Source organism: Bacillus sp. FJAT-45037 (genome assembly GCF_002797325.1).
Classification (GTDB): Bacteria; Bacillota; Bacilli; order Bacillales; family Bacillaceae_D; genus Alkalihalophilus.
The window spans coordinates 225,825-237,256 of the sequence record NZ_KZ454938.1; the positions used below are offsets into that span (position 1 = coordinate 225,825).

General features: G+C 39.3%; 16 protein-coding genes. 13 read left to right on the top strand and 3 right to left on the bottom strand.

What is annotated here, in order from left to right; translation table 11 throughout:
* Positions 1 to 44 precede the first annotated feature (44 nt).
* The 5 genes from CDZ88_RS00970 to CDZ88_RS00985 all read left to right on the top strand — a co-directional run bounded on the left by CDZ88_RS00970 (position 45) and on the right by CDZ88_RS00985 (position 2,889).
* On the top strand, positions 45 to 467 hold the full coding sequence (locus tag CDZ88_RS00970; RefSeq protein ID WP_100371778.1) for a hypothetical protein: 423 nt from the start codon (positions 45 to 47) through the stop codon (positions 465 to 467).
* 222 nt (positions 468 to 689) lie between these two features.
* The gene (locus tag CDZ88_RS17535) at positions 690 to 836 is read left to right on the top strand and encodes a hypothetical protein (protein ID WP_198507800.1); all 147 of its coding nucleotides are present in this window, start codon (positions 690 to 692) and stop codon (positions 834 to 836) included.
* Positions 837 to 952: 116 nt separating this feature from the next.
* A complete protein-coding gene (locus tag CDZ88_RS00975) occupies positions 953 to 1,912 on the top strand; it encodes an MBL fold metallo-hydrolase (RefSeq protein WP_100371779.1) in 960 nt (319 codons plus the stop codon).
* 92 nt (positions 1,913 to 2,004) lie between these two features.
* Positions 2,005 to 2,370: a hypothetical protein gene (locus CDZ88_RS00980; RefSeq protein WP_100371780.1), complete on the top strand. Its 366-nt coding sequence runs from the start codon at positions 2,005 to 2,007 to the stop codon at positions 2,368 to 2,370.
* Positions 2,371 to 2,655: 285 nt separating this feature from the next.
* Entirely contained in the window at positions 2,656 to 2,889 is a 234-nt protein-coding gene (locus CDZ88_RS00985) for a hypothetical protein (protein ID WP_100371781.1), read from the top strand.
* 39 nt (positions 2,890 to 2,928) lie between these two features.
* On the opposite strand, the gene CDZ88_RS00990 is transcribed toward CDZ88_RS00985, so the two are convergent.
* On the bottom strand, positions 2,929 to 4,125 hold the full coding sequence (locus CDZ88_RS00990; RefSeq protein ID WP_100371782.1) for an MFS transporter: 1,197 nt from the start codon (positions 4,123 to 4,125) through the stop codon (positions 2,929 to 2,931).
* A gap of 158 nt (positions 4,126 to 4,283) precedes the next feature.
* On the opposite strand from CDZ88_RS00990, the gene CDZ88_RS00995 reads away from it, so the two are divergent.
* The 3 genes from CDZ88_RS00995 (at position 4,284) to CDZ88_RS01005 (ending at position 6,797) form a co-directional block, all read left to right on the top strand.
* The gene (locus tag CDZ88_RS00995; RefSeq protein ID WP_100371783.1) at positions 4,284 to 4,664 is read left to right on the top strand and encodes an OsmC family protein; all 381 of its coding nucleotides are present in this window, start codon (positions 4,284 to 4,286) and stop codon (positions 4,662 to 4,664) included.
* 104 nt (positions 4,665 to 4,768) lie between these two features.
* Positions 4,769 to 6,139, top strand: coding sequence for an MATE family efflux transporter (locus tag CDZ88_RS01000; RefSeq protein WP_100371784.1), 1,371 nt, complete (start codon positions 4,769 to 4,771; stop codon positions 6,137 to 6,139).
* A 40-nt stretch (positions 6,140 to 6,179) separates the two neighbouring features.
* Positions 6,180 to 6,797, top strand: coding sequence for a YczE/YyaS/YitT family protein (locus CDZ88_RS01005; RefSeq protein WP_100371785.1), 618 nt, complete (start codon positions 6,180 to 6,182; stop codon positions 6,795 to 6,797).
* Between the two features lie 55 nt (positions 6,798 to 6,852).
* On the opposite strand, the gene proC is transcribed toward CDZ88_RS01005, so the two are convergent.
* On the bottom strand, positions 6,853 to 7,647 hold the full coding sequence (gene proC / locus CDZ88_RS01010; RefSeq protein ID WP_100371786.1) for a pyrroline-5-carboxylate reductase: 795 nt from the start codon (positions 7,645 to 7,647) through the stop codon (positions 6,853 to 6,855).
* Between the two features lie 128 nt (positions 7,648 to 7,775).
* On the opposite strand from proC, the gene CDZ88_RS01015 reads away from it, so the two are divergent.
* Positions 7,776 to 8,576 carry a YfkD famly protein gene (locus CDZ88_RS01015; protein ID WP_100371787.1) on the top strand — a complete coding sequence of 267 codons (801 nt, stop codon included), beginning with the start codon at positions 7,776 to 7,778 and terminating at the stop codon, positions 8,574 to 8,576.
* Between the two features lie 42 nt (positions 8,577 to 8,618).
* Here CDZ88_RS01015 and yfkAB read toward each other — a convergent pair whose 3' ends face one another.
* Positions 8,619 to 9,731 carry a radical SAM/CxCxxxxC motif protein YfkAB gene (gene yfkAB / locus CDZ88_RS01020; RefSeq protein WP_442857074.1) on the bottom strand — a complete coding sequence of 371 codons (1,113 nt, stop codon included), beginning with the start codon at positions 9,729 to 9,731 and terminating at the stop codon, positions 8,619 to 8,621.
* Between the two features lie 191 nt (positions 9,732 to 9,922).
* Between yfkAB and CDZ88_RS01025 the strand changes: the two genes are divergently transcribed.
* The 4 genes from CDZ88_RS01025 (at position 9,923) to CDZ88_RS01035 (ending at position 11,417) form a co-directional block, all read left to right on the top strand.
* Positions 9,923 to 10,111 carry an SE1561 family protein gene (locus tag CDZ88_RS01025; RefSeq protein WP_100371789.1) on the top strand — a complete coding sequence of 63 codons (189 nt, stop codon included), beginning with the start codon at positions 9,923 to 9,925 and terminating at the stop codon, positions 10,109 to 10,111.
* Between the two features lie 12 nt (positions 10,112 to 10,123).
* Positions 10,124 to 10,762, top strand: a complete 639-nt coding sequence (locus tag CDZ88_RS01030; protein WP_100371790.1) for a histidine phosphatase family protein — start codon at positions 10,124 to 10,126, stop codon at positions 10,760 to 10,762.
* Between the two features lie 121 nt (positions 10,763 to 10,883).
* Positions 10,884 to 11,054 (top strand): hypothetical protein, encoded by a 171-nt coding sequence (locus CDZ88_RS17540; RefSeq protein WP_198507801.1) that lies wholly within the window; start codon positions 10,884 to 10,886, stop codon positions 11,052 to 11,054.
* 165 nt (positions 11,055 to 11,219) lie between these two features.
* On the top strand, positions 11,220 to 11,417 hold the full coding sequence (locus CDZ88_RS01035; RefSeq protein WP_100371791.1) for a cold-shock protein: 198 nt from the start codon (positions 11,220 to 11,222) through the stop codon (positions 11,415 to 11,417).
* Positions 11,418 to 11,432 lie beyond the last annotated feature (15 nt).

An 11,432-nucleotide genomic window follows, 5' to 3' on the forward strand; every position in this document is an offset into this window, starting at 1 on the left:
TTCTGCGTACATAAGATAATAAAAAGTATAGGAAGGGTGTTGAGATGAATCGGTTTCCATTTCGTCCATTAGATGAGGCGAGTGTAATCATTGAAGAAATGATGAGTACGGAAAGCTCAGATGTGCTGATGATCGATTATTTATCAGTCACATCTAATGCCGAAGAGGCGAAATATTTATGGCGACAGTTGTTAACAAGTAGAAGACGTCTTTATGATTGGCTGAGAAGTGTTTATTTTCAGTTGAATGGACATTGGCCAAAAACAGATCAAGTAACTTTTGAGCCACCTGCTACATATGACGAAGGGGTTCAAGTCCAGTCTAGGAGGTTAGAACGAAAGCAAGATCAGTTGCAACAGATGATGACTCAAACAACGTCAGCCTATCTCTATCAATCATTGCAAATCGTCTACAATCACATGCAGTATGAGATGATTTTATTGAGGCAGTTACAGAGGTTTAACTAAGACGGAGCATATCAACTAATGATATGCTTTTTATAATTAAGAAGAACAGAAAAAAATAAATTCCGAATGTAAGCGGTTACTATTTATTTATCTGTTTACAGATGACTAGTTAATTGTTAGAATATTTTTAACATTTAAAAAGAGAGATAAAGAAAAATATTTTGCACATGGACGTTTGTTCAATCTTACAAAAGAGAGTTGCATTTTGAGGAGGAGAGAGACATGACAGTATCAGAAAAGAAAAAATTTGAGGATCTTCAAAGAAAGATCGAAAGTCTGACACATGAACTGAATCAATTAAAAAGAATGGAACAAGATGGGTTTGAGCAGTTAGATACAGATGCTTTTCTGACACAAGCATACAATTAATGTTAAAATGGAGATGTTTAACAGTCGTTAGACATCTTCTTTTTATGATTGAAATAGTGATACAGAAGATTGAATAGATTGAAGGTTTTTCTATAGAAAATGAAGGGAGCAAGGAAATGACCGTCAAAACAGAAAGAATTCATTGTATAACGATACCAACGCCTTTTCTCGTCGGACCAGTAAATTGTTATTTAATTGAGGGAGAAGTGCTAACCTTAGTGGATACCGGACCTAAAACGGAGGAAGGCTGGAATGAGTTAAAGCAACAATTGAATGCGATTGGCTATTCAACGGATGAGGTAAAGCAAATTCTCTTGACTCATCATCATCCTGATCACGTTGGTCTTACTACAAGGTTTAAGCAGGCACGAGTTGTAGCTCATCGATTCAGCGAAATGTGGCTATCGCAGAATGAGATATTCTTTAGAGAGTATGCGGCTTTCTTTCGTCATTTTTATCGCCAGCATGGTTTAGACCAAGACCAGTTAAATGTCATTGAGCGAGCAAGTATGGGGTATCTTAAGTATGTTGAGCCAACGACTATTGATGTCTGTGTAAAAGAAGGAGATTCTGTTCCTGGACTTGAGGATTGGAAAGTGGTTGAAGTACCGGGACATGCGCAAAGTCATCTGTTATTCTACAGAGAATCCGATCATGTTGCTATCGGTGGCGATGTACTATTATCATCGATCTCATCAAATGCTTTATTAGAAGCGCCAATGGAAGGCGATACTCGTCCTAAAACATTACTTCAATACCGTGACTCTCTAAATAAGTTAGTTGATTTATCCATTAAAGAACTGCACACTGGCCATGGCTTAAAAATTACGAACGTAGAGGAAGTCGTGAAACAACGTTTACTCGGACAAGAAGAACGAGCCAATGCAATCTATGCACTCCTTAAAGAGGGCCAAAAAACGGCCAATCAGTTAAGTGTCGAGATGTTTGGACGAAGACATGTCAAGCAACCTGAATTGACGTTTTCAGAAGTGTTTGGTCACTTAGACTTATTAATGGATCAAGGAAAGATAGACACGGTCGACGTCGAAGGATTAATTTATTTTAAGATAAATTGAATGAATAATCATTCAATTTTTATCTTTCCTTTCTTTTTCCTCTGCTTTATTGGTAAAATAATACGAAAGGCCAATTACGAGGAGGAAGCGTTATGGAAATGGAAAAGAAACGTTGTCAAACGCTATGTAAAGGATTGTGGATTGGTGGAGCAGTGGCATTAACTGTCGTGCTCGCAAAAAAAGAATGGCGCGAAAAGCTAGTACAAGAAGCATCTGAATGGAAACAAGGAACAGAGGATGTGGTGACGTTCCTTCGTGACAATCGTGAACAGATTTTTGAACAAGTGCGCACTACAGCAAGTGAGGTTTCACAGGTCGTTCGCGATATCAGTGATGACGTCAAGAAGATTTCTGAAACGGCTTCTCATTTAAAAGAAAGTTCAGAGGAGATCATTCAAGCAACAAAGGACGCAGCTTCCGAAGTTAAACAATTAAAAAATAAAAACTTAAACGAATAGAACTCAAACAAACGGACATCATAAGGTTTAAGGACGGCAGATCATCTGCTGTTCTTAACACCAAGCTAGTGCAAGTCGTTGTTCAGAGATGCAATAGGCAAGTCACGAATTTGTAGTAAGTACCTTATGAGGTGATTACGATGGAGAATTACAAAGACTTTCAGGATTGTTACTAAACAATATTGAAATGAGGTGTCTCCAAAGGACAAACATCGTTTCGACCCCAGATTGTTCGTTGAATAAGTAATGCTTGTCATTAGCGATGGTGAAATGGAGGTGACCACCTTGCGTCGGTCACCTCCATTATTTTCATTAAGAATTTTAAGGAGTTTTTTCGTTGAAGGTTTAGAAAGAATTTCTCCCTATTCAACAGATCACGTAACCCATTTTCTATTAGAAGAGGTGTATGACATGAGCCAAAAGAAAAAACCAAAAGCAAATGCTCATCACTCTGGGCACAAGCATGCCAACAACCATAAAACAAGCAGTTCAGCTAATAAGCAAAATGGCTATCACTAACATGAAAAGCTCCCAACATACTGGGGGCTTTTTTTATGTTTAATTCCGCACGTGATTACTTGTTGTCTGCTTTGATTTAAATAGGATGCCTGTGATAAAAATGAGTATAAGCATGCCACCGATGGAATAATAGATGCTACCAGCTTCAAAGACGTCGATAAAAATGCCTCCAATTAGAGGTCCGGTCATGCTACCGAATCCAAAGCTAATTGCCATCATGACATTTCCAGTCGGTAAGAGATGAGCAGGGATTAAGTCTGCTAAGTACATAATACCGAGAGAGAAGAACGAGCCGACAAGGGCTCCAGCTACAATAAATAGAGAAAATAAGATCCATGGTGATGATTCAAATGTAATCATCGAAAAGAAACTTATGCTTCCAAGGAGCGATAAAAAGAGGAGGATCTTTTTACGTCCGATGCGGTCGCTTAATAACCCTAGAGGTAGTTGTGTAACTAATCCTCCGATAACGAATGCTGGTAATAAAATAGAAACCAGTTCAATCGTCATCCCTGATCGAAGCGCATAGACAGGGTAGTTCCCGTGCAAAGAAGCCTCAAGAAAGCCGTATCCAAATCCAGGCAGTAAGGCAAACCATGCAAGACGGAACACTTCTTTATAACGCGACCAAGTGGAAAGCTGACTACCTGTTTCTAGATCGGAGGCAGGAAATTCGTTTTTCATTTGTAAAATTAGCAACCATGCTGCCATACTTAACCCAGCAGAGATAAGGAAAGGTAGATATTCATTTACACTTAGTAAACGTGTCATAAACGGACCTACTCCAAAACCTAAACCAAATGCTAAACCATAAATCGAAATGTTTCGTCCGCGCTTTTCAGGTGAACTTGTGGTCGTAATCCACACCTGAGTAGCAAAGTGGACCATGTTATCGCCGATTCCAATCATAATTCTTAAAATGAACCAAAACCAAAATGCTTGCCATACAGGTAGAAGTAATAAAGAAATGATCATAATCATTAGTCCAATGGTGATAACTGGTTTGTATCCATATTTTCTAACAGGATGTTCAATGAACGGGGAGGCAATGAGCACCCCGATGTATAAAGCCGCTGCATTCAATCCATTTAAGGAAGAGGAAACACCGGCATCCTCAAGCATGATAGCGAGTAAAGGTAAGAGCATACCTTGGGCAAAGCCAGCAATGGCAACCATTATAATTAGGACAATGAACCTGAATAACGGCTTGTTTTCAGTAGTTGAGAGCTGAGACATCGAGGTGCCACGCTCCTCTCATTAGCAATTTGTCACAATTATTATTGTACATCGTAACGACTAGGATGACTACGTGAAATAAACGGGCGGATGAAGGATGCAAAACATGACGACAGAAGAAAAAATCGGTACAATGAGGGAGAGAAGGAGGCGTAAGAATGGAATTTATCATGAAAGAACAAGGTTTTGAAACCTCAGTGGAGTATGGAACGCTACAAGTATCAGGAAAATCTGAATATGGATTTAGACCTTATCAATTATTAGTGTCCTCCATTGCGGTATGTAGTGGAGGTGTACTACGAAAAGTATTAGAAAAAAAGCGAGTTTCTTACGAAGATATCCACATTAAAGCGGACGTGACAAGGAATAATGAAGGTGCACAAGAAATTCAAGCAATCCATATGCACTTTACCATTACGGGCACAGATGCAAGTGAGAGTAAGATTGAAAAGTCGCTCGAAGTAACGCGAAAAAACTGCTCGATGGTGCAATCTGTCAAAGGTAGCATCCACATTACTGAAACATTTGAACTAAAGTAATTCTTGATTAGCCCTACTGATCAGTTGATGAGTAGGGCTTTCTCTTTCTATTCGCTGATGAAAAACATATAATGAAATTTATATGCAAAAGAAGAAGGGATTATATGAAAGCAGTTAGGGCTAAACAACTTGATTTTACAGAGGGCAGTATTCGAAAGAAGATGATTATGTTTTCATGGCCGATCTTCATGGCCAACATTTTACAAGCTTCTTATCAGATCGTCGACTCGCTATGGGTCGGGAACTTACTCGGAACGAATGCGCTCGGAGCGATCTCGATTTCAGCTACGGTCGTATTTACCGTGTTATCTTTTATTATTGGGGTCAACGGGGCCACGCTCACTGTGTTATCTCAACGAAAAGGCGCGGATGACGAGAAGGGCTTAAAGGAATCATTAAACGCTTTTGTTTTTGTGCTTGGTTCACTTGCTCTTCTTCTCGGATTGATTGGTTTTTTCTTCTCGAGTAGTATTTTGAGAGCGATGGGTACACCGGATGCGATTATGCCATATGCGGAATCCTATTTAAAAATTAACTTTATTGGTATATTATTTTTATTTGGGTACAATTTTATTGGAACAGTGCTTCGCGCACTCGGGGACAGTAAAACACCAATTCGCTTTGTTATGCTTGCAGTTATACTAAATGCGGTACTAGATCCACTTTTTATTAGTGGTTTTAACATGGGGATCGAAGGAGCTGCTTACGCTACGATTGTTGCACAAGGGACTGCGTTTTTATATGGATTAATCTATTCTATTTATCGTGCAGGTGTTCCATTTAGTGTGCCGACTTTACCAGAGAAAAAGTATTTTATTGTCCTCTTTAAGATGGGACTGCCAGCGGGATTATCGATGATGGCTATTTCAGCCGGTGTTCTTGCCATCATGACCGTTGTCACTAGCTTCGGGGAAGATGTTGTTGCTGGATTTGGTGTAGCACAAAGGTTAGATAGCTTAATTATGTTACCTGCTCTGACGCTTGGCTCAGCTGTAAATAGTATGGCGGGGCAAAATATAGGGGCAATGAAATGGAACCGAGTCGGTGAAGTGGCTAAAGAAGCGATATTGCTTATCATTGTTGTCACCTTAACGATTAGTACGATCATGTTTATCGGTGCAGAATATTTTGTTTCGATGTTTATACGCGATCCAGATACGGTGGCGTTTGGGGCAATGTATATTAAGACGATCGCTTTCTTTTATCCATTCCTAGGAATTAATTTCGTTTTAAATGGAATCATTCGGGCGTCCGGAGCGATGATGGCAGTATTGGTATTAAACATTATCTCATTTTGGTTGCTTCGATTCCCAATAACGTACTTGTTTGCCGATTGGTTTGGTGAACGAGGGATTGCATTAGGTATGGGGATGAGCTTTGTCATTAGCAGTTTGATTGCAGGGAGTTATTATTTCCTCGGAAATTGGCGAAAAATTAGTAACGATGTAGCAAAGCATACAAAAGGGTCGAAGTAACGTTCAATCCTTAATAAAAGAACTGGAGGAATTATTCTTTATGTCATTAACAGTTAAAAGAGGGTTAGTTTATGTAGTTGGTCTTATTATTTTGTCCTTTGGTATCACGATGACGATCTTAGCCGGTCTAGGCGCTGGGGCTTGGGATGCATTAAATGTAGGTCTATCAATGGTCACACCGTTTACCGTGGGGAATTGGGTCATTTTTGTCGGTCTTCTTCTAATTGGATTAAATGCGCTGTTATCAAAATCAAGACCAGAAATATTTTCGATTCTGACAATTGTCATCCTGGGATTCTTTATTGATTTTTGGTTAATTATTGTGTTTGATAACGTCTTTTTAACAGGGCTCATTTTACAATTTATTGTGTTAGCAATTGGAATTGTTTTGATGGCTTTAGGGATCGCTACGTATTTACAAGCGAAATTCGCGGTCATTCCAATCGATCGCTTTATGTTCGTTTTACAAGGGTTGTTCGGAGTGAAATTAATGATTGCAAAAACGATTGCTGAAGTATCCGCTTTGATTCTCGCCTTCGTGGTAGGAGGTCCGATTGGTCTAGGGACGATTTTAGTTACGTTCTTAATCGGTCCGAGCATCCAATTCTTTTATCCGAAGCTTGAGAAGATGGTGTATGGAGCAGAAGAGGTTGAATAATAGAAGAAGGTTGTCTCATAGTGCAATTCATTGCACAAGAGACAACCTTTTTCATTTAGTTCTTTTTTGCTTTTGCATGGTCATTGGTTGCTTTCACAGCTTCTTTAATAGCTTGATGAAAATTATTTCTTTCTAGAGACTTTAATCCAGCATCTGTCGCTCCACCAGGTGAGGTGACTTGTTCACGTAACAGAGCAGGATCTTGATAGGTTTGAAGCATTTTCGCACTTCCGATCACCATTTCATTGACTAGCCTTCTCGCTTGGTCAGCAGATAGACCATATTCAGTAGCAGACTGTGACAAAGCTTCGACAAAAGCATATAAGTAAGCAGGGGCACTGCCTGTAATCGCTGTAAGCTCATGAATTTGTGCAGCACTTAAGTTCTCAGATTCGCCAATTGAACGAAGGATAGTATTCATTTTCATTTTATGTTCGTCTGTCACATGTTGTCCGTAAGTATAGAGTGACATTGATTTCCCCACGCTCGCTGCTGTATTTGGCATCAACCATGCAACCGCGGATCCTTGTGGTAAGTGAGCTTCTAAGAAGTCAGGATCTACACCCGCTGCGACTGTCACAATGAATTGCGTTTTGACAAAGCGTGTCATCTCACGTAGAACGTCTTCGTGAGTACTCGGTGGGCAAGCTAAGATGACTGTATCAACCTCTTCAATGACAGTTCTCCAATCGTGTGTAATCTCGACATTGTATGTATTTTTTAATGCCTCTAGCTTTGCATCATTTTTTTCGTTCGAAAGAGTAATCTTTACCTTTTTGCCTTCACGAGCAAGTAGTCCTGATGCAATCGCTTCAGCCATTCGACCAGCACCAATAAATAAAATATGCATAATGATTTATCATCTCCTTTCTTCTACCGTACCAAAAAGATTAGGAAACGGAAAGTGGCGGATATTTTTTATGTCGACTGCTCAAACTAGCATAAACAGATGAATTTAACTGTTAAGGAGGATAATGAATGAAACGGATCATGATAGCACTCGTATTGTTATGCCTGTTATGTGTCCCGCTACAAGCGCTGGCTGAAGGGGAAAAAGAGACAAAAAAGGATTTCAGTATTCCTAATTCTGTTTTACCAATTTCTAAGGAAAATACATATACAAACCCAACGCAAGACTTACCGTATTTACAACCAAGTGGTCTAGCAGAAGAATTATTAACTTCAACAGATGTAAAGATTGAAAACCCTGATCTAATTCGTATCTTTAATGAATCGACCATCAATGATTCAAAGCTGGCTATTGGTTTTCGAGCATCGATTTATTTAGGGGAATGGCCACTTGCTTATGAATCGCAAGGAACGGATGTGAACTGGGAGTATCAAAAAGTAAACACGAATTATATTGACAATCGTGGAGGGCGTGCGCCGCAAAAGCTTACGTACAGCCAGGAGCAGCAAAAGCGTGTTAGTGGTGGTCTAACAGCAAAGATTCCTAACAGTGAAGCTGTTAAGAAGATGATGATGATTAAAGCAACAGAACAGACAAACCTTCCATTATCGTTTGATACGGTTATAGGGCAAGGAACAAAGAAGGGTCAATCCTATAATATTGCACCGAATCAAGTAGGGTATTTGCATAGTTATGTTCCAGCAGCGAATGAAAAAGGAAAAGTGACTTACGGGGAAGTATATTTATCATTTAAAGGAGGTAAGCGAAAGCTCGATATTAAAAATGTGACGCAACAAGGGGTCGGAGCGTGGATTCCTGTACAAGATCATTTAAGCTTTACTTTTATCGCAGCGAATCAACCAAAGTAAAAAAGAAGTTTGCTCAAACGTTGAGCAAACTTCTTTTTTCGATTAAATGTTGCTTTTTCGCTTTGTGAAATCTAACTCACGATAATATGCATCTTTCACGAGAACATTTGGGCCAAGGCATTTCACAGCAGGACAGTGGCATGACAGAGCTTGATTGATCTCCGTTTTTGTCCACGTGTCGTAAGCTTCATTTAATGATTGATGTTGGATATTTCCAAGTGGAGGAGTATCACCAAAGTCTGTTACGATAATTTCTCCATCGAAAATATTGACGTTGAGTCTAGAGCGCCCGTCGGGGTCATTTCGTACGGTTACGTTCTTTTCGCTAAACAGTCTTCTTTGCAAAATGAGATCGTCCTCATCATCACTACAAGGGTAGAAAGGCAATGTCCCAAATAACATCCATGTATCTTTGTCGCGTACATCTAGCAGACGATGGATACCTTGGCGAATCTCATCAAGAGTAGCGACTTCAAGTGTGCTAGCAAAATCGCTAGGGTACATAGGGTGCACCTCATGACGTTGACAGCCCATAGCGACAATCTGTTGATGAATCTTATCAATATGAGGAATCGTTCGTTTATTAATCATCGTTTCAGCAGAGACAATGACTCCACGGCTCGTCAGCACTTTTGCATTTTCCGCCATACGATCAAACAAAGCCGCACGTTGCTCAAATGTTGGCTTACGATCCATCATAGCAAATCCAATTTCAGCAAAATCTTCTACACTTCCATAGTTGTGAGAAATATGAAGAACATCAAGGTACGGAATAATTTTCTCGTATCGTTTTAGATCAAGTGTGAGATTTGAATTGATTTGTGTACGAACGCCACGCTCATGCGCATACTTTAATAATGGAACGACGTATTGATCGACCGATTTCATCGACAGCATCGGTTCGCCACCTGTAATACTAAAAGCACGTAAATTAGGGATTTCGTCTAGACGTTTAATGAGTAACTCTAGTGGAAGGGGAGTCGGGTCTTTTGGTTGGAGCGTATAACCAACCGCGCAGTGTTCACAACGCATATTGCAAAGAGTAGTCGTTGTAAACTCTACATTCGTTAGTTCCAAACGACCAAACGATACTATGTCTTCATAAGCCTCCCATGGATCAAAGGAAGGAGTAATTTTAGGTAATGTATGATTCAAGAAAATCGAACTCCTTTTATAACTAACAGATCAAGTGAACTATGTTCATAATCATAACGTATATAGTGAATAAGCAAAAGTCTCATCTCTAGCCTAAGTCATACAGTTGTCTCAAAAGAATGGATTTGTTACACTTTAATTAGATTTTTGACTGAAATTGTAGAAAAATAGTTTTCTAAGGAGCGATTTTCTTGGGTGGAGCAATTCATGATAAAAAACAACAAATGGAGTATTTGCATCAGCGTTTAGATTTATTGATGAACGTGCTAGATTCAATTGAACCAGAAGATGCAGGTGTTGATGAAATTGATCGACTACTTGAAATGCTTGATGATATCGAAGTGAAGTGTAAACAGTTCCGTAGTGATTGGTTTGAATAAGGAGGGAACCTTGTGAATTTGTATTTAATTCGTCACGGAGAGTCTGAAGGAAATCGATTAGGTAAGATTCAAGGGTGGAAAGACTTCCCTTTATCTAATGTAGGAAAGCAACAAGCAGGACAATTAGGACAATTCTTCAAACAAATTCACTTGGATTACATCTATAGTAGTGATTTAAAAAGAGCGCATGATACAGCACTGACATTAGGTACTGCGAGTGGGCAAAGTGTTCATACTTGGGAAAAAATTCGTGAGGTCAATCTCGGGCCTCTTGAAGGGCTCTCGAGAAAAGAAATTTACGAACAATTTCCCGAAGTTCAGCACAAGACGATCTTAACATCGGAGGTAGAGGGAACAGAAACGATCTCTGAGTTAACAACACGTTGTCAATATGTGCTCGATCAAATGCATAGAGCTCATAAAAAGGATGATGTCGCACTCGTTTCTCACGGAGGATTCATTAGTATCCTTCTGATGTATATGATGATTGGAGAGTCATGGGCCACGGTTCATCGTCCATTTTTAATTGGAAACACGAGCATAACGCATATTGAATGGACAGAATCGAAGAAGCCGTTGATTCATTATGTGAATCGAACAGCTCACTTAGAAGAGACTCCTGACGCAACACAGAAATTAGGCATTTTATAATAGTTAGAAGCGCAGTAAGTTTTACCTCACTGTGCCTTCTTATGTTAACGTGAAGAGGTGGACAATTCGAAAATACATGAGACAATAAAGGTATGTTAAAAACAGAAAGTGGGAAAAAAGTTTGAAAAAAAATAAGTTTCAAGCAAACGAAAAAGTACACTTGAGAGAATTAGACGAGACGGTTACTGTCAGCAAATGCAGCTATGTGCCTAACATGAAACGATACTCATATACGGTGAAGGAATATCCTCATACATTTTATTTTGAAGAAGAACTTGAAGAAATTACGTGATTCATTTGCTTTTCCTGAAATAAGATGTTATGATGAACTTAATTATTTTTGTTCGGTTCTTGATAAATAAACAACTTTTTTTAAAGCGGTTTTGTTCTTATTGGACTACAAGAGCAAGGGTAGTAATATATTAGTGGATCTCAATCCACGTTGGAGGAAATTATTATGACACAAGGTACAGTAAAATGGTTTAACGCAGAAAAAGGTTTCGGTTTCATCGAGGTTGAAGGTGGAGATGACGTATTCGTACATTTCTCAGCTATCCAAGGTGAAGGTTTCAAATCACTAGAAGAAGGTCAAGCAGTATCTTTCGAAATCGAACAAGGCGCTCGTGGACCACAAGCTGCTAACGTAACTAAGTAATTAGTTATTGTTCTT

Coding starts and splice junctions, on each gene's coding strand:
- CDZ88_RS00970 (WP_100371778.1), top strand. CDS start 45: ATGAATCGGTTTCCATTTCGTCCATTAGATGAGGCGAGTGTAATCATT.
- CDZ88_RS17535 (WP_198507800.1), top strand. CDS start 690: ATGACAGTATCAGAAAAGAAAAAATTTGAGGATCTTCAAAGAAAGATC.
- CDZ88_RS00975 (WP_100371779.1), top strand. CDS start 953: ATGACCGTCAAAACAGAAAGAATTCATTGTATAACGATACCAACGCCT.
- CDZ88_RS00980 (WP_100371780.1), top strand. CDS start 2,005: ATGGAAATGGAAAAGAAACGTTGTCAAACGCTATGTAAAGGATTGTGG.
- CDZ88_RS00990 (WP_100371782.1), bottom strand. CDS start 4,125: ATGTCTCAGCTCTCAACTACTGAAAACAAGCCGTTATTCAGGTTCATT.
- CDZ88_RS00995 (WP_100371783.1), top strand. CDS start 4,284: ATGGAATTTATCATGAAAGAACAAGGTTTTGAAACCTCAGTGGAGTAT.
- CDZ88_RS01000 (WP_100371784.1), top strand. CDS start 4,769: ATGAAAGCAGTTAGGGCTAAACAACTTGATTTTACAGAGGGCAGTATT.
- CDZ88_RS01005 (WP_100371785.1), top strand. CDS start 6,180: ATGTCATTAACAGTTAAAAGAGGGTTAGTTTATGTAGTTGGTCTTATT.
- proC (WP_100371786.1), bottom strand. CDS start 7,647: ATGCATATTTTATTTATTGGTGCTGGTCGAATGGCTGAAGCGATTGCA.
- CDZ88_RS01015 (WP_100371787.1), top strand. CDS start 7,776: ATGAAACGGATCATGATAGCACTCGTATTGTTATGCCTGTTATGTGTC.
- CDZ88_RS01035 (WP_100371791.1), top strand. CDS start 11,220: ATGACACAAGGTACAGTAAAATGGTTTAACGCAGAAAAAGGTTTCGGT.